At 52.7% G+C, this 16,708-nt stretch carries 16 protein-coding genes; 5 read left to right on the top strand and 11 right to left on the bottom strand.

The genetic code is table 11. The features are described from left to right. Window positions 1-33 precede the first annotated feature (33 nt). The 4 genes from J0L72_08160 to J0L72_08145 form a co-directional block, all read right to left on the bottom strand. On the bottom strand, window positions 34-1,716 hold the full coding sequence (locus J0L72_08160; protein ID MBN8690750.1) for a chorismate-binding protein: 1,683 nt from the start codon (window positions 1,714-1,716) through the stop codon (window positions 34-36). Continuing rightward, window positions 1,709-2,491, bottom strand: a complete 783-nt coding sequence (locus J0L72_08155) for a hypothetical protein (GenBank protein MBN8690749.1) — start codon at window positions 2,489-2,491, stop codon at window positions 1,709-1,711. Before J0L72_08155 ends, J0L72_08160 begins: the two co-directional genes overlap by 8 nt. Window positions 2,492-2,581: 90 nt before the next feature. Beyond that, complete coding sequence (locus tag J0L72_08150) at window positions 2,582-3,052, bottom strand: DinB family protein (protein ID MBN8690748.1); 471 nt, start codon at window positions 3,050-3,052, stop codon at window positions 2,582-2,584. 41 nt (window positions 3,053-3,093) lie between these two features. After that, on the bottom strand, window positions 3,094-4,278 hold the full coding sequence (locus tag J0L72_08145) for a hypothetical protein (protein MBN8690747.1): 1,185 nt from the start codon (window positions 4,276-4,278) through the stop codon (window positions 3,094-3,096). A 201-nt stretch (window positions 4,279-4,479) separates the two neighbouring features. On the opposite strand from J0L72_08145, the gene J0L72_08140 reads away from it, so the two are divergent. The 4 genes from J0L72_08140 to J0L72_08125 all read left to right on the top strand — a co-directional run bounded on the left by J0L72_08140 (window position 4,480) and on the right by J0L72_08125 (window position 8,953). Continuing rightward, window positions 4,480-5,517 (top strand): hypothetical protein, encoded by a 1,038-nt coding sequence (locus J0L72_08140; GenBank protein MBN8690746.1) that lies wholly within the window; start codon window positions 4,480-4,482, stop codon window positions 5,515-5,517. Window positions 5,518-6,029: 512 nt separating this feature from the next. Further along, window positions 6,030-7,109 carry a hypothetical protein gene (locus tag J0L72_08135; protein ID MBN8690745.1) on the top strand — a complete coding sequence of 360 codons (1,080 nt, stop codon included), beginning with the start codon at window positions 6,030-6,032 and terminating at the stop codon, window positions 7,107-7,109. Window positions 7,110-7,113: 4 nt separating this feature from the next. Further along, window positions 7,114-8,115, top strand: a complete 1,002-nt coding sequence (locus tag J0L72_08130; GenBank protein MBN8690744.1) for a zinc ABC transporter substrate-binding protein — start codon at window positions 7,114-7,116, stop codon at window positions 8,113-8,115. 7 nt (window positions 8,116-8,122) lie between these two features. Beyond that, complete coding sequence (locus J0L72_08125; protein MBN8690743.1) at window positions 8,123-8,953, top strand: metal ABC transporter permease; 831 nt, start codon at window positions 8,123-8,125, stop codon at window positions 8,951-8,953. Between the two features lie 18 nt (window positions 8,954-8,971). Here J0L72_08125 and J0L72_08120 read toward each other — a convergent pair whose 3' ends face one another. The 7 genes from J0L72_08120 to J0L72_08090 all read right to left on the bottom strand — a co-directional run bounded on the left by J0L72_08120 (window position 8,972) and on the right by J0L72_08090 (window position 16,141). After that, window positions 8,972-9,691, bottom strand: coding sequence for a hypothetical protein (locus J0L72_08120; GenBank protein ID MBN8690742.1), 720 nt, complete (start codon window positions 9,689-9,691; stop codon window positions 8,972-8,974). Further along, window positions 9,688-11,196, bottom strand: coding sequence for a hypothetical protein (locus J0L72_08115; protein MBN8690741.1), 1,509 nt, complete (start codon window positions 11,194-11,196; stop codon window positions 9,688-9,690). The genes J0L72_08120 and J0L72_08115 overlap by 4 nt, the downstream gene beginning before the upstream one ends. A gap of 3 nt (window positions 11,197-11,199) precedes the next feature. Beyond that, entirely contained in the window at window positions 11,200-11,673 is a 474-nt protein-coding gene (locus tag J0L72_08110; protein MBN8690740.1) for a hypothetical protein, read from the bottom strand. Window positions 11,674-11,684: 11 nt separating this feature from the next. Beyond that, window positions 11,685-12,884, bottom strand: coding sequence for a FixH family protein (locus J0L72_08105; GenBank protein MBN8690739.1), 1,200 nt, complete (start codon window positions 12,882-12,884; stop codon window positions 11,685-11,687). Window positions 12,885-13,370: 486 nt separating this feature from the next. Then, the gene (locus J0L72_08100; protein MBN8690738.1) at window positions 13,371-15,332 is read right to left on the bottom strand and encodes a hypothetical protein; all 1,962 of its coding nucleotides are present in this window, start codon (window positions 15,330-15,332) and stop codon (window positions 13,371-13,373) included. Between the two features lie 9 nt (window positions 15,333-15,341). Continuing rightward, window positions 15,342-15,809 carry an SRPBCC domain-containing protein gene (locus J0L72_08095; GenBank protein MBN8690737.1) on the bottom strand — a complete coding sequence of 156 codons (468 nt, stop codon included), beginning with the start codon at window positions 15,807-15,809 and terminating at the stop codon, window positions 15,342-15,344. A gap of 2 nt (window positions 15,810-15,811) precedes the next feature. Continuing rightward, window positions 15,812-16,141: a winged helix-turn-helix transcriptional regulator gene (locus J0L72_08090; protein ID MBN8690736.1), complete on the bottom strand. Its 330-nt coding sequence runs from the start codon at window positions 16,139-16,141 to the stop codon at window positions 15,812-15,814. Between the two features lie 93 nt (window positions 16,142-16,234). On the opposite strand from J0L72_08090, the gene J0L72_08085 reads away from it, so the two are divergent. Continuing rightward, entirely contained in the window at window positions 16,235-16,699 is a 465-nt protein-coding gene (locus J0L72_08085) for a DinB family protein (GenBank protein MBN8690735.1), read from the top strand. Window positions 16,700-16,708 lie beyond the last annotated feature (9 nt).

The following is a 16,708-nucleotide window of genomic DNA, read 5'->3' as shown; positions in this document are numbered from 1 at the left end:
TATCAATCAATGTCTGATGCGTACCAAAGCGTATCAGACTACTGGTTGGTTTTTGGTAACTTCAATTCGGCCATGAAGTGAGCTGAGGTACCAGACCCGTTCTGCACGGCTCAGGTCAGTCGGAAATAGTATCTTCTCCTCGCATCCGCTTTCCAGTTCGATCTCGCGCTGAATCCCAGGCAGCAATCCACTACTCGGCGGAGGAGTCAAGCGTTTCCCACCAATCTCGACCATCAGGTTGGCGCGCGTGAACTCTGTGAGCTCGCCTCGTTCGTTCTGTAGCAGCACCGCCATTCCGTTTCCGTGTCGCATTTCTGCATTATCGTAAATCGAGCGCGCGGTGGTTTTGTGCTTCAGACGAAAGTCGTTTGAACAAACAGGCACAGAGTCCAACACAAATCCCATAGGTTGAGTTGGTGATAAGTATTCGATGCAGTTCACAGAGATCTGCCCCGCTCGATCCAGCAACCATCTCACGCGCTGGGGAGTATTCGCCGCCACTTCCGGAACCTCGTTAGTGCACGCAAGTCCGAGTTCATCCGCCGAGCGAGCAAGGCGAGCCATGTGCCGATCCAAGTTGCGATAACCCGATTCTGGGCACCAGTACAACGTTTCGATTAGTCCAAGTTCAGGTTGTTTGAGCGCTTGTAGCTTGACCAAGCATTCATCAAACTCATCATCGGCGGAGCTATCCCAGACCACGCCGCTCCCGATTCCGTACTCAAAATCCAATGTCTCTGGGTCGATCGTAAGCGTTCGAATCCCCACTGAAAACCGAGCGTTGTCCGAGTCAAAGAATCGGCCGATCGCTCCACAATAGGCACCTCGGGGTGACTCTTCCAAATCCGTAATATGCGCCGAAGTGATCACCTTCGGTGCGCCAACCACCGAGGCGCATGGAAACAGCGCATCAAAGACTCCGGGGCGTTCCAAAGTTCCCGTCACCGTGGAAGTCATTTGCCAGACGGTGCGATGCGCCTGGACCTCGAAAAGAGCCGACACATCGATGCTTCCTGGCTTGCAGAGGTGACCGAGATCGTTGCGGATCATGTCAACGATCATCAAGTTCTCTGCGCGATCTTTTGGATTCTGGCGAAGCTCTTCAGGGTCACTGGAAATTGGCCGGGTCCCTTTCATCGGCTTGCATTGAATGAAGTCGCCGGACTTCTGAAAGAACAGCTCGGGAGACAATGAGACAATCAGCCGTTTGCCGGTGTGGATGATCGCGCCGTATTCTGCGGGCTGGTCGCACAACAGCCAGGCGATCCAATCTAGGTTCTCGGCGCGGGCACGAACCCGAAAGGTCAGATTGACTTGATAGGTATCTCCGTCCCGAATCCTGCGCTTGATCTCGTTGAACTTTGCGTGATACTGCTCGCGTGTTAGTGCAAGTTCAAGATCGGAGATACTGCAGAACTGAGTGGGTGCGATGCTGGAAAACGACCTCGAGCCCTCGTACCGTGCGAACCAAGCCAATTCTCCACTTGGCGGAAAGCCAGTGAGGGCAGAGTCGAACGCAGGAGCCGCCTCGTAAGCGACGTAACCAGCGCTTGAACCTGATTCGGCCCATTCGAGCAGTTGCCGCACGTCCTCGATCTTGCTACATGATCGAATTTCTATCGGGTTCGAAAGTTCGTCAAAATGGTCACCTTCCCAGAACAAGCAAGTGCCAGGAGCCAGGCGATCTACGGTCCAAACAGAGTTTGGTTCAGCCATTCTTGGTGTTGTCGTCGGGGTCTTGAATCAGGCTTCGTTCAAACAACTCGCGGAGCTTTTCTCTTTCGGCACGCTCGCTCTCCCGCTCCCGCACATTGTCGATGTACTTGTTGAATTCGGCTTGCTCGCGCTTCTTTTCTTTGCCCGAACTCATCCCAGCAACTCTTGCGCCAGATGGATATGGTAATCCGAGCTTGCCTTGGGCATAAAACCAGGCAAGAAGAGCTGGAAGAGCTGCAAAGAGACCATACAATAGGTTCTGGTCACCTTTGGTAAAGAAGATGCTCAGCCCCGAGAGGACGGCCATCAACGTTCCAGAAAGCGGGATGACTCCGTACAACATGATCAAGGATTTGGGATTTCGCGCGCCCCACATCACTGTCAAAATCGCCACTGGTACGAATGGACTAGCATCAAACGGTACCGTGTTGAGTGCCATCGCTCCGATGCCTTGAAACAGTGCCGCAACAACTGTTATGATCGCAAAGAGTCCTAAAAGCCACTTGGTACCGACTTCTCGCTCCAAAGCCGATCCGATAAAGAAAAACCATAGCAACCCAAGAAGCATGAAGAGAAAGCTTGCGCCGCTTGTGGCGTATGCCCACGGATAGGTCAAAACCGTCCACGGTTTGTCGAACCCAGCGAAGGCAAACGACATCAAAAACTTCCCTTGCGTTGCCCAGTGCCCGACCCAAGCCACTAGAATCGAAATCACAAGGCCGATTGTGCCAGGCGAAGTCCTTCTCATTGACGACCAGTTACTTGAGACTTTCATAGGGGGAATTTGTCCTTCAATATCATACGACGACCGGGCCTGCCAATCTCGCCGCACTTCTTGAAGTTTCGGTTGTTCACCGAACTTCGGTTAGAACATATTCCTGTCGCCGTACAAAGTTTGAATGTAATTGATTTGGCCGAGGTGATAAACCAGGTTCCAATAATGCAGCCCTGCGATGCCGGCGATGGACATTTGCTCGCCCCACATCATGGTGTGCATTTCGCCCAATCGATCTGGTGTGATGGCGCGAATTGCATCGATGAGCTGTCCGGTCAGACGCTCGCACTCCTGTTCGCACGTAGCTAGTGTCAAGAAGTTCTTTCTCGCGGCTGAGGCTTCTTCGTACGAGTTGTAGAGCGGCGTGTAATTGGGGTCGAGATAGCGCAAGTAGAAATCAGGAGCTGTAGCGCACTCTTGCAGTTGATCCAACGCCGTGCGACCTTGTTCCAAAGGACTCCAAACGAGCTTGTCTTCGGGCATCCGCTTGGCCGAATCAAACAACATGTTAACGGCGGCTTCGGTGGCAACGATCGTGGTGACCAACGGGCGCATTTCCATGAACTTACTATGGCACACCCCTAGCTTGGGTTAACGGGATGTTATTTCTCGGTCAAGAACCCAGTGAACTCAGGCTTGGTTTCGATAATGATCTTCAAAATTGCTTCTCGGTCCGCCGCAGACAAGTGCCGATATTCGGCAGGCGGCGTTTCGGAAGACAAAACATGATACAAGCGTTCGTAGACCGCAGCTTTGATGGCCGGATTCATCGCGTCGAAGCTCGGCGAATAAATGAGTGGACTGCACGGATACTTCTGCAACCTCTTTGTGAGATCGAGCTGGTACAGTGATCGACCCAGGCGGTCTTTTGGACCCCGAGCTGAGTAGTTCGCTGCGAATGCAGTGGTGCCTTTCACCGGTGAGCTCAAAACAGCTTCTCCTGAACCGAGAAGAGCGCGAACCAATGGTTCAACCGCGCTCGGAACGACTTGCTTCCGATCTTTGTAATCGACACTGATCTGCGACAGCAGATTCTGGATGTGCATCTGCTGCTCCATCACCATCAATGCGACGATGTCCGAGCCAGGTGAGAGGTACTTTTTCGTATCGAAATACTTCGCCAAGTTGAGCACGTTTGCGCCTTTTTCTGTATCGATCTTCGGATTTTGATCGGTACCAGTGCTAGGTTCGTTCCCCATATGTCGCATCGCGCCATGCGAACCAGTCACGTACCAACCGCCCCATCTCTGCTGGATCGGTGTCCGAGCATCCACCTCGACGGTGGTTCCAAAAACACGAGGATAACCGCTCACCGGTACGTGGGACGACTGTACGAACAGATTTGCAGGCACTCCACCACGCCCACCATGACATCGGAAACAGTTCGGGCCTTCCTTGGTGATTTTGTTGGAATTCGCGACCCGATTCGGAATCGTGTAGAACTGCGCCCCCTTGACTGGATCGACGCTCATGATTTCGATCAGCGGCGCGCCTGGGATGAACCCGACGTAGGTTGTGTCGTTGAAATACAAAGCGCGAGGGTTCTTTCGGTCGATCAAGCTCGATTGAAGGCTGGTCTTTGAGAACACCAGAACTTGCGATTCGATCGGAATATCGAGCGCCTTTAGAACGCCGCGAAGGACCCCGGTTCCCTTTTCAAACTTCATCGCGGGAGCCTTTGATGCAAGCGTAGCCACGGGATCCACTTCCGGAGAATTTGGAGTGATCAAACCAAGAAGTGCGAATGGAGTAATCGCAAAAATCGGCAACGCAATTTGTGGCTTCACACCATTAGTTTGGCAGAATTCGGACGTCCACCATGCGATGCAATTTTGGCAACACTTCATCAAAAATGATATGCAATCTAACTCGAAGTACATGCAAAAATAATGGTGAATGACGTGGGCGACAAGTTGAAGCCCAGCTCCAAATAACCTGAAGCAGGGAATTTCAGACCACTTGCTACCGCGCCAAACAAGGGGAAAGTAATGAAACGAATGCTCGGTTTTGCAATGCTCACAGCTCTTTCAGCTCAAGGGATTGCCATTCCACAATCACTGTTACTGGCAAACACATACACGCGCTATGCGGTCTATTCGCTGGCGCCTGGAGATACCACCAGATTTGCTCCAGACATCTATGATTTGCCTCTTGCGGGAGCCTCGTCATACTACGATGCTGCTACCGTAGCTTCGTGGGACGGGTACAGCTACGCTCACAATCTGATTCGAACATCGTTTTTGCCAAGTCGAATCACGATGGAAGCACAGGCCACCGTTTCACACCGAGGTTCTGTTGCATCTCAAACTTGGATGTACTTCCAAGTAGATCATCCCATCCAAGTCGAAGTTAAGTCAGAAGTATCGCTCTTGAAGCTAGTCTGGTGGGACCGCGCCATCGTCAATCTGATGAGTAACGGTGGTTTGATCGCTCAGTTCAATAGCGACGAGGGAACTCAAAACGGCTCCACGACGGTGACGTTGCAGCCCGGAATCAATTACCGCTTCTACACGGGATTGAACCGCAACAACATCTATTACGGGACCGAAGCCAATAACACGAACACCGCTTTTGGTACGTTGACAGTCTTGGGAACTCGATACAGCCAAGTCATCGATCCAACATTTGTCGGTGACTTCTCGACTCGCAAGCTGAACATCGAATTGTGGCAAAACGGGTCCTTGGTTGAGACCCTCTGCGACATCTCAATGTTGCCCAACGGAGAGTTTGCTTTTTCGCCGGTAACGCGCGGCGAGGTCACACTCAAGATCAAGGGAGGCGCATGGCTCGCCCGTCGCATGCCAGACGTTTTCATCACCAACAATCCGGTCGAATTGCCTCAACTGATGTTCATCAGCGGAGATATCGATCAGGATGGAGAAGTCGGTTCGTCTGACTTTGATGCGGTTGTCACAGCCTATGGTCAGACGGGATCGTCGATTCCCGCCGATGTTGATGGAGACAACGAAGTAGGCTCAAGTGACTACGACATCGTCGTCACAAACTTCGGCTTAGCCGACGAATAGATACGATTCCCTTGCCCCCATGCCCATAGGGGCATGGGGGCTTTTTTATAGCAAATCTAGTGGTAAGATCAACTTTGTTGCAATTGCAAAGAGGCGTTCCATATTGGATAACCGTACTCGCCACGTTCTTTTTGACGTTGGCGTCGATCTCCGCACCACAGCAACATCACCATGATCACGCTGGAACACCGTGTTCTGTTTGTACAGTCCGGTCCGGTGTCGAATCCAAGCGAACCCCTGTCGCCCCGAATTTCATTTCGGTAACTTCATCCTCGCCGCCTTCGATCGTACGAAAGGCGGTCGTGCATGTAGAACATCGCGTCAGGATGCCGAAGGAATCTCCGAACTTCCGACAGAAATTCGTTACCGAGTTCCAGCGGCCTTTGCTGGACCAGACCGGAGAACTTGGCTCCCGGTCACCCCCTACTCTCTCCTAAATCATTCTTCATTCACACGACTCTGACACTCCATTTCGAGATGTTGGAGCAATGACAGATTTATCAGGAGAAACAATGTCCATTACACTTACATCGGGCCTCGTTGCTGCGGTCGTTTCCGTCGCCACACAGGCTCAAAATCAGGGCGAACAGCCCGTCGATACAACGACCACTCAGCCAGCGGTCGAACAACCTACTCGTCAACTCAATTCGTTCAATCCGCAGATTAGTTTGGTTTCAGATTTCCGATCTCGTTTGGTCAATACCCGACCAGATGGTGAGAAGCTCTCTGAACTCAAGGAACTCGAGTTAGGGTTCGCGGCGGATGTCGATCCATTCTTGAAGGCAGAGGCATACATCGCTTTTGCTAATGAGGATGGCGAAGCGGTTGCAGAAGTCGAAGAAGCCTTTGCGAGATATAACCGGCTCGGTAAAGGTTGGAGCGCGAAATTCGGGAAGATCGCCGCAGCAGTTGGCCGTGTCCAGCGCAATCACGCGGACCAGCAGAACTTTCTCGAAACGCCCTTAGTCATCCAAGACTTTTTGGGTGAAGAAGGATTGAAGGCTCCAGGCGTTTCATTTAGCTATCTGCTGCCTGGTGATCGATTCAACGAAATCACCTTTGAGGCCCTACAGCCCGAGCCAGGAAACTTGTTTGGCGATTCGGACACCTCCCGACTAGCCTATGTGGGTCACTATCGAACATTCTTTGACTTCAGCGAAGACCTCTCTGCTCAACTCGGTTTGACGTATTTGAACGGTCCGTCGGAAGGTGATCGCCGAAGTAACCTCTACGGGATCGACTTCACGATGAAGAACCAACCGGGCTCTGGTCGATCTTCGGTTTTAGAAACTGAAGCTTTCTGGGGTTCGAACGGGCTTGCCGGATCAGAAACTGCGTTTGGATTCTTCGCTTCCTACACTCAGCAACTCGGCCCACGCTTGTTCGGGAATTTCAAATACGACTACAGCGAGATTCCAGGCACATCGGATTGGCATAGTTCCTACTCGATCGGCCTGACGTTGAAACCAACCGAGTTTCACCACTGGCGTGTCGCTTACGAACAGCGACGTGGCAACGCTGGTGATCGAGGTAATTCGCTGGACATTCAGTTCCAATGGATGATCGGAGCACATCCTGCGCACAAGTATTGAGGCCATGAAGAAGATTGCTCTTTTGACATGTGCTTTGTGCGCGATCCAAGCTCAAGCGAGCTTGAAAGTAGTGACCACAACAGCTGATTTGGCTTCGATCGCTTCGGCAATCGGTGGCAAAAACGCCTCGGTGAGCTCGCTCATCACCGGAAGCCGAGATGCTCACCATATCGAAGCGAAGCCAAGCTACATCAGCCGCGTGGCGGGTGCAGATGTGTTCATCGCGAACGGTCTGGACTTGGAGGTGGGTTACGAGGGCGCCATTCTGGATGGCGCCCGAAACCGGAAGGTCATCATTGGCGCATCCGGACACATCTATGCGAGTGAGTTTGCCTATGTATTGGAAAAGCCCACTCGAGGAGTAACTCGTGCAGACGGCGACATCCATCCAGATGGCAACCCGCACATCATGCTGGATCCATACAACGGCCGCCAAGTGGCGATTGGAATCGCGCGAAGATTCCAAAGCATCGATGCTGCCAACGCGAAAGTGTACGAATCGAACCTCTCCGCGTTCCTGTCAAGGCTCGACACGGCGATGTTCGGAGCGGGCTTGGTGAACGAATTCGGAGGCTCGAAACTCTGGCAGTGGCACAATGCGGGGAACTTTGAGTCGACCGTAAAGCGTGCCGGAGCGAAAGCTGCGGTGGGAGGCTGGGTGAGCAAAGCAAAAGGATTCGCTGGGATACCAGTGTTTTCTTACCATAGGTCATTGCCGTACCTCGCCCGTCGATTCGGACTCAACGTGATCGGACAACTTGAGCCCAAACCGGGCCTCGAGCCGACTCCTGGACACCTCGCGACGCTGATTCGTACAGGCAGAGAACGAGGAGTAAAGGCGATTCTTCAAGAACCTTTCTTTTCGAACAAAGCGGCAAAAACTGTGGCGGGTCAAATCGGTGCAAAGGTTGTCCTAATTCCTCAAAGCGTGGGGCAGGCTTCCAGAGCGAACGACTACATCACGTTGTTTGACGTGATCATTTCAAATCTCGGAGAGGCATTGTAAACCTGCCATGAACGGATTCTGGGACATCATGAAAAATGCGACCTTGGCATCTCTATTGATGTCCCCGGTCCATTGCCTCTTTGGACTCCACATCGTCCGACGTGGCGTGATTTTTATCGATCTCGCCGTTGCGCAAATGGCCGCTCTAGGGATGGCCATTGCCCTCGCACAGAAGCATGAAATCACCGACTCAGCGACGTACTTTTATTCGCTCGGCTTTGCTCTCGGAACCGCGCTCCTGATCTCGCTGACTCGATTCCGACTTGGCAAGGTGCCTCACGAAGCAATCATCGGAATCGTGTTCGTTGTGGCCTCCGCGCTTGGAATCATCGTGCTAGAAAACACCGAACACGGAGTTGAAGAGCTTAAGGACATCCTCTCCGGAAGTCTGCTCCTCGTCGATTCGGGGTCGGTGAATCACACTGCTTTGGTGTATTCAATTCTTGTGGTGATCGCCATGTTGACGTGGCGGGCGAATGCCGCGATCTCCACGGGTGAATCCGCTGCCCCTACTGGCATCAAGCGAGTCGCGTTAGACTTTCTGTTCTATGCCTTACTTGCATTTGTGGTCGCTTCATCCGTAAAGGTGGCCGGAGTTCTCGTAGTGTTCACTTGGCTCGTGATGCCTCCGGTTTGTGCTTTCCTTTTGGTGTCCAAATTCGAGCCATCGCTTCTGATCTGCCTCCCCGTGGTCATCCTCGGGAATCTTGGCGGATTGTGGATGAGCTACACCCGCGACTGGCCCACCGGCCCCGCGATCGTGGTTGTCTTTGGTTGCCTGGGTTCAATGATCTACGCCGTCAAACTGATACTGCCTCGCCGGTTGCTTGGGGACTAACCCCAAGCAACCGCTTTTTCAGAAGGATAGCGAGTACCCAGCTGTGATCGTCGCTCCGAATCCTCGCCTATTCCTGGCCTGAATCCCAAAGTCGACTACTTCCCGAGGAGAGATTAACTCGCGCATTCCGACTCCATAATTGGGCGTCCAACCAGACCGCGGCAGTGGTTCTAAACCAATTTCTCCCACGAGAGTTCGGTGGAATTGAGTTGGCGCACCCAGCGGACGTTGGTATCCAAGCGTCGCTCCAAACCGCAATTTCGATTCGCCAGAGCGGTGAATCGAATCGGCTTCCATGTCCAAATTGAGGTGAATGGTGTCGTAAGCACCAACCATGCGACTCGCGATCCAGCGAAGGTGCATTTGCACTCCCGAACCTTCTGCCGTACTCGGAAATGCGAGTTCGATTTTGAACGCTTGTGCAGGGCCAGCATCGGTTTCACGGCGAAGTTGCCGCAAGTACGAGATGTGCGCGTAGTCCTCATGTGTCGCGAGCCCAACACCGATCTCGGCGTTCATCGCAATGCCGTACTTGAACTCCGTCATCAGCGAAAGGTGTGGTCTACGATCTTCACGAAGATTCCAAACGGTGCCAAATTCGATCGCGCGCTCTCCATAAGCCAACGTCTTTGCGTCATCAAAACTCAGAGGCCGGCCGCTATCGAGGTTGTTATGATCGCTGGCAAACGTGGTTGTAACGATCATGCACAAGCTCAAAACGAGGGCGATTCGCGTCAATTTGTCCCCCCGCGTGTGCCATAGGGGCTCGGTTTGTCGATCCGCTCATAAGTATCTGGAGTCTTGCCTTCGCTCAATAGCTGCCATTCGGCGAGCGAAAGCGGCTTGGCGTTCGAATACTCTGGATTGTCCGCCACGAACGCTCTGAACGCAGTGACGCTGGTGAACGCCCGCGACCATTTCTGACAAGAAGGATGCTCGCCCATTTCCTCCAGAAACACAACGTTCGGATTGCTTGTTGTCCAGTTCCCTTCTTCGTCTGAGATCAGCACCAAAGTCTGGTCTGGATCTTCGGTGGCAGCACGAATAATCGCCCGTCCCAACGTCTCTGACGCCATATCACGAGCGCACAGCAAGCATCGAACACGCATCGTCCATCCGTTTGCCGAGACTGTCGCTCCCCAAACTGGACCAGACGGCAGATTCATCGAGCAATGCCCACACTGCTCCATGTTCATCCAGCCCATGCCAGCCATATACATGGCGTCGTCGGTCGTGCCCTTCATCCATCCCATGCCCGGCATTCCTGGAACCGCCCGGTGATCATGGAGCGAATTGGGCAATCCGTCTCCTGAAATTTCCCCAGCATGCGTGGATTGCAAAACGCGCCAAATTGCCTCATCGATCAGCCGCTTTTGCTCGGCAAGATTCAGCCCTGGCGTAGCCAAAATGTCGTTGACGTTGTCATGCAACATGTGCAAGTTGTCGAACGAGTTTGCTATCTCGGGGAACCGCGCGGAGAATCTTGGGCTCAGCTCGCCCATCATCGGCATGAATTCACGGTCGGTCTTGAACAACTCCGTCTGTCGATAAGCGTCGCCAACCACTTCATACTGAGGCGCGTGCGAATTCATTGGCGTTCGATACAGCATGTCGTAACCCGACGACTGTAGCCAGTGATATCCCCAAAAGAGACCATTGACCTTCGGATACTTCTTTCGGAAGGCACCAGAATAGGATTGGCCATCCTGAACTTCCATGTTCATCGGAAGCCCTGTAATCGCAAACGGTTGCGCGCTGTAGAACTTCCACAGCCGGTCTAGCTCCGCTTCTTTCTGCGCATCGTTCCAACCCCGGTATGTGAGTACATCCAGAGTTTGGAAGTGGAGCAAATGCGCCCAATCGAAGACCTTTTCGAGCGCACCATAGCGCTTGGCAAACGTTGGCTGGATTGTCGATTCGTCCACCGGCAACGTGGGTGGTGCCTTCAGAGCCTTCGTGATTTGTTCGAAAACTCGGCTTTCCAGCTGCTGCTCTCGCCCGGTGACTAGGGCTTCATAGGCCATGGCATGACCGACCCCAGTGCCATACATGTCGGCAGCAAACTTGGGCAATTTTCGAATCGCAAAGTTGTAAGGTCCGCGGTTGTAGAAAAGGTGATCCGAGTAAGGACTCGACATCCACGCGGGAGGCGCGCCCTGCTCACCTGTTTCTGCAAGACCAACTGCGGCAAGGCAAGCCACTCCTGCCATCACCAGAAGCTTGTTTGCAATGAGTTTTCTCATGGGTTAACCCTTCTTGCTCACAGCCTCGACGAACTCTTTGAGAGTCAATGGCTTCGCACCGTCCAGCTTATGGAGCGAGACGTATTTTTCAAACGCTTCTTTCGTGGTGAACGCGCGCGCTGTAACTGCGCACTGTTCGTGCCCCTTGAGGAGATTCAAGTAAACCGCTCCTTCAGGGCCCGTCCATTCGCCAGCGATTCGGCGGAGCAGAACAGGCTTCCCGACGATTTCACTCGGAGCGTAAACGATCAGATCAGACTTCACTCGATCTTGATCCGCGATCACGCAATAAATGCACCGGTACTCGATTCTCTTGTTCCCAAACCTGACGACCACTTCGTTGTCCGAATCTTTCGTATTCTGAACTAGTTTGATTTTGCAGTAAGGGCAATCGGCCTCGTGGGCTTGCCCTGGTTGCGAGCTGAACAAAATCGCCGCCACTAATGCAATAACTGCCCCAATTTTTACTAATTTCATGGTCGTCCTCCTTACCTAACGTCTATCCCGAACCCGAAGGTTTTGATTTTTCCATGATGGCTGAATTGGGCGTATGCTCGGTAGAGCCCAGCTTTCGGAAATCTGGCGGTGAATCTAAATTTGCCCAATCGTGCCAAGCGCGTGGCTTCTTCATCTTCCTTGGGATGGCTGTGAACAACAGTACGGCCGTCGCGATGCAAGATCATCAGGTGCCCCGCAGCTCCGAGCCACGGAACTGTATCCAGAACCGCTTTCCCCTTGGTGTCAGTTAGTGCAATCTCGACTACGGTTCCCTTGCCGATTGGGACGGGCAGATCAATCGGTCTCATTTTCGCGTTTACGCCCTGGACCAAGACTGGCCCCAAGTTCGCCTTCCACTTTGTATTCCAGTTCGGCTTCGGTCCCTTGGCGATATTCACATGGGAAACCAAGATTTGCGACCCCTTACCGGTCGGAGCGACGTCGCCGTAAATGAAGTACTTCCCATTCGCGGGAAAGGTCGCTCGGTAGGTCCATGTCCCGTCCGGTGCCATCGTTGGGTGCTCATGGGCAAACCATCCGAGGTCCTCGCTCGCAATCAAGAGATGGAATTTCTGCTCATGTACGGTCTGAAAGTCCTTTTGGACAAATCCTGTCTTATGGTCGATCACCCGGAGTTTCAAGTCGACCGGCTGTCCAGCTGCCGCATTAGCCGGAAAACCGAGTACCTTCAGCCAAAACGGCTTAGGAGTGGGCTGGCTTCCGGCGGGCCTTTCATCTTGAACGAGAATCAGAAAGATTGCGTTGATCATCTCGCCTGTAGGCAATTTCAGCTTGAGACTGATCTGATAGTCGCCGCCATGCGGAAAGAACAGCGGCATGCCGTAATAGCCTGGAATCCCTTCTCGGTGAATCTCTGGAATCTGGGCTGGCATCCCCGCCATGCTTGGCATGGTGACCACCGCGGATGACTCGACGTTTGCAATCCCGAGATCTTCTTGCAGCTCATCCTTCTGAGTGGTGTCAGTGATTCTAAATTCGATGTCAATTTCTTCGCCAGCGAATACTCCTTCTTCAGGGACAAGCAACTCGATGCGATACTTTTGATGCTTGACTTCAGTGACTTGAGTTTGAGCGGGTGCGCCCAGAAATGCTGGCAAAGGCATGACAGCTGATGAAAACGACGCGGCACAAATGGCCGACGCCAGTGACAAAGCTTTGATTTGGTTCAATTTATTCTCCTGTGAATGTGAAAAGTCCTAAACGAAAAGAGGGTGTTATCGATTAGTTCACAGGAGGGGCACGGCCAGAAATCCGGTCCGGTGGGCTACTCGTCGGCGGACTAGAATCGCCGGCAAATAGGTGCTTTTGTGCATCTATTTGATCAAAATTGAGAGCGATCACCGGCGTCGAGACCGGAGCGAGTTTCAGTAGGCTAAAGCCAACAAACTGCGGAAGCCCTACCGAAACGGGTGACTTGGCACCAGAGACTTCTCCACAGCACCCTTTGCAATCACTATGGTGCTTGCCCTCCGGAGAAGGCAATTTTTGCTTTTTCTGGCAGCAGCCAGTAGTCGGAACGGGTGCGGGGCGCGAGCAATCGACGAGGCACTGGATTGACAGAGCAAATCCCACCGTGGCCTGCAAGATCAGTGCTACGGTGCAAAAGATCGCTATCCAAGTTCTACGCGACCACATGCTCTATTCCATCATGACATTCATTTCGCCCGCATTGGTTCCAGTAGAGTTTCGGCCTTTTCGAACAGATAGTCCACCAGTTGTTCCAAAACAGCATTCCCCTTCTGTGCGGCTAGTTCATACCAGGGGTTCATCAGCACACTTCTTAGCAAAAAGACCCCGGATTCAGCAAATTCTGCCTCGGTTACGCCCAATTTTGATAGGAATTCGCGAGTGGCCTCCACACTATATTGATTTGGCGCTAGCGTCGTTCGGCTCACGAAAAATGACTTTGAATGAATGCTCTCTTGATCCGCAGAGTTAATACTCATTCGTTCATAGATCGCGTGATTCAAGCGATTGATAGACTTCAGATCCATCGATCCGTTCGCTCGGAACGCATAGCAGACGATGTTAGAACCAGGCGTGCAAAGGGGCACAGCTTCCACCGATTTAGACTTTTTTGCGCAAAGCAACGCATGCAACAGACACGCATTTCGGATGGTTTCGCGCATCAAAATGCCATGACCACTCGTGTTCAGTGGGATCGACTTGTGGCTCAGCCAGACTCCTGCCGCCATTGCCCCCGGGCGACTCCCTTCGAGCGAAAACATCCCGATCTGACCACTTGTGATGTCCGCGCTATACGAGGCACGATTATCTTCAAGATATGGGGCGGTTTGCTTTACTATCGGCTTTACACGTGCCGACTTGTAACTGATCGCGCCGCCGGGATAAGGCACGTAGCCGAGCTTGTGCGGATCGATCGTGATCGAATCGCAATCTCCCATCGCAGCGAGTGAATCACAGGCAGTCCCTTCGGGCAATTGAAGCTGAATATTCTCTGGAAGACCATTGATTTGTGTTGTCACGTCAGAATGCCCGAGCCCGATACGCTCCGGAAGGATCATGCTCCGCAGATAGCCACCGTAAGCCGCATCTGCGTGCAACCAGAACGATCTCTTTCCGCTAATTTCACGACTCTTCCGAAGTTCAACAATCTTCTCCAGCGGGTCGATCGCGCCTTCTTCTGTGGTGCCCATCACTGCCACGACCGCAAGAACAGAGCGATTTACCGCTTCACATTGCTCCAAAATCTCTGCCAAGTGGGACACATCCATCCGAAAGTCAGCATTAACCCGAACCCGAATTAGCGATTCCCGACCTAGGCCGAGCAAGTCCATGGCTTTATCGAAGCAGTAATGGTGCGATTCAGGCACGATCAAAACGGGGCGAAGATTGAAATACCTTTCTACCGCCGAGAACCCGAACTGAGCGATATTCGCAGGAGATTTCGCAATCCACTGACGAATCGTGGCTTCGGGAGTACCACTGTTTAGAAAGATGTTCTCCAGTTCAAGAAGGCAATCCTGGGGGTTTTGATGAAGATTTGGTTGGTCCGATTGGCCGAGATGCTTCTTCAAATCCGCGACAAGATATGGCAAGTACAACATTGTCCGGGCCACCCAAAGCGCCTCAATGTTGGCCGCAGTCCCACCGCCACACAGATGCGCCCACCCATCTGGCCCGTGCCCTAGCATTGAAGCGATGATTTGTGCCGCTTCAAGCTCCATTTGAACGGTCACCGGAGCCGATTCACTCGTGACATTGTTCGGGTTATAGAGCATTGCGGCAAAGTAACCCGCGATGCTGGGGAGAGTTTGTTCTGCGATCATGTGCCCGGCATATCTCGGGCTATGAAACGGACAGTCGCCCTTCAGTTTGCCGAGAAGTTCGAACAGCCGGTCTTCAAAATTGTCGCGGAAATCTTCTTGCGGACGACGATCGCTTGAGCCGATGACGGCGCCATCGCCTGGGAAATAGTTACGACGCCAAAAATAGTAATCCCAAGCTACTTTTTGTAACAGATCGGTGAACCAATCGGCGTTTTCGGCTTTTGGTCCAGCAAACCAAGCACTGTTGATTTCTGGCATGGATAACTTAAATGATGCCAGATTCTGGACAGGAACGTCGTGCCCACCACATTCACATGCAGTGGGCACCGTCAGAATTCAAAGAACGACGCGTTCCATTCGCTGATAGCTGATTTCCATCCCTTGATCCATGCCGGTCGAGAGCATCATCTCGCGGACTTCGGAATTCGGCAAGGTCATCACCATTGTCATCAAAGTGCCATCGCCATCGGCTTCAAAAGTCGTCACAACGTGGTTGTCTGGCGTCGGATCTGGCAAGTGCATCCGTTCAACGTGCTCAATCCTGTGGGGTGGATCGATTGAGATCGTTTCTGCGGTTAGCGAGAAACTTTCCCCGGAATCATTGGCCCACACAAACTTTGTTTTGCCTCCCGGGAACGGTTCGCTGATGCATTCGGGCATCGTCCAACCGTCTGGGCCCAGCATCCACTGCTTGATCAATTCCGCTTCGGTATGTGCCCTGAAAACGGCCTCAGGCTTCGCCGCGAATCGACGAGTGACAACAACTTGGGTGTCCCCTTCTAAACGTATCTTTAATGGTTCCATTTCTAATTGATTTCATCCTCTTGGGCCAATAGTTGGTCCAATCGTGCATAGTTAGCCTCGAGCGATATCCGCAGCTGAGTCAACCAGGTGGTCAACTCATCCACCGCATCGGGAACAACGCGGCACGGTCGCCGGGTCTTATCCACCCGACGCGCAATCAGTCCAGCTGATTCCAGCACTTTGAGATGCCGAGAAATCGCAGGCTGGCTGAGTTTGAACGGCGCCGCCAGCTCCATGACACTCGCTTCGCCCGAACACAATCGCGCCAAAATTGCGCGACGCGTGGGATCTGCCAGTGCCGCAAAGGGTGCATCGAGGTCAATCGTCTGCATGCATATGATTATATAACACAACTGTTATATAATCAAGTTGTTAAATAGTTTTTCTGGATTTTCTCGGCAACTTGAGTCTGGTAGATTTCTCCCATGACTCATGAAGAGGCCATCAAGCCTATCGACACGGCGATCTGGGAGATGAGTGAGGCGTTCGACGGATTGCAGGATCAAGACCTATGGACTCGCCCGCACCCCCGGCTCCTCAGCGTCGGCGAGCTAGCCGCACACGTCGCGTATGGCGAAATTCGATGGATGCTCCCCAGCTTCGAGAGCCCACTGAACTCCGACGCCTTTGCGTATTACTTCTACTCAGTCGAAAAGCCGATACAGCTTGAATTGACCGCCACCGAACTCTATGCTGAAGTCAAACGCGTCCACGAAGCGTGCAAGGCGCACATCCTTGAATCACGTCCAGAACTCTCCGCCGTCATGCCGATTCGAGAAGATTGGACATGGGGCGGAATGCTGGAGTACATGGCATTCCACGTGGCTTATCACACCGGTCAGATGTACTCGGCGCGACATCTGATGGGACACGAAACCAACGACAACTAATTTCGATTC

Source organism: Armatimonadota bacterium (assembly GCA_017303935.1).
Classification (GTDB): domain Bacteria; phylum Armatimonadota; class Fimbriimonadia; order Fimbriimonadales; family Fimbriimonadaceae; genus JAFLBD01.
Note: the sequence above shows the minus strand (reverse complement) of the source record. Positions and strands in the feature narration are given on the sequence as shown.

What these genes read in the sequence shown, in the direction of transcription:
- J0L72_08110 (MBN8690740.1), bottom strand. Translation starts at nt 11,673, where the DNA reads ATGAAATTAGTAAAAATTGGGGCAGTTATTGCATTAGTGGCGGCGATT.
- J0L72_08085 (MBN8690735.1), top strand. Translation starts at nt 16,235, where the DNA reads ATGACTCATGAAGAGGCCATCAAGCCTATCGACACGGCGATCTGGGAG.
- J0L72_08125 (MBN8690743.1), top strand. Translation starts at nt 8,123, where the DNA reads ATGAACGGATTCTGGGACATCATGAAAAATGCGACCTTGGCATCTCTA.
- J0L72_08095 (MBN8690737.1), bottom strand. Translation starts at nt 15,809, where the DNA reads ATGGAACCATTAAAGATACGTTTAGAAGGGGACACCCAAGTTGTTGTC.
- J0L72_08155 (MBN8690749.1), bottom strand. Translation starts at nt 2,491, where the DNA reads ATGAAAGTCTCAAGTAACTGGTCGTCAATGAGAAGGACTTCGCCTGGC.
- J0L72_08130 (MBN8690744.1), top strand. Translation starts at nt 7,114, where the DNA reads ATGAAGAAGATTGCTCTTTTGACATGTGCTTTGTGCGCGATCCAAGCT.
- J0L72_08150 (MBN8690748.1), bottom strand. Translation starts at nt 3,052, where the DNA reads ATGGAAATGCGCCCGTTGGTCACCACGATCGTTGCCACCGAAGCCGCC.
- J0L72_08140 (MBN8690746.1), top strand. Translation starts at nt 4,480, where the DNA reads ATGAAACGAATGCTCGGTTTTGCAATGCTCACAGCTCTTTCAGCTCAA.
- J0L72_08115 (MBN8690741.1), bottom strand. Translation starts at nt 11,196, where the DNA reads ATGAGAAAACTCATTGCAAACAAGCTTCTGGTGATGGCAGGAGTGGCT.
- J0L72_08090 (MBN8690736.1), bottom strand. Translation starts at nt 16,141, where the DNA reads ATGCAGACGATTGACCTCGATGCACCCTTTGCGGCACTGGCAGATCCC.
- J0L72_08135 (MBN8690745.1), top strand. Translation starts at nt 6,030, where the DNA reads ATGTCCATTACACTTACATCGGGCCTCGTTGCTGCGGTCGTTTCCGTC.
- J0L72_08160 (MBN8690750.1), bottom strand. Translation starts at nt 1,716, where the DNA reads ATGGCTGAACCAAACTCTGTTTGGACCGTAGATCGCCTGGCTCCTGGC.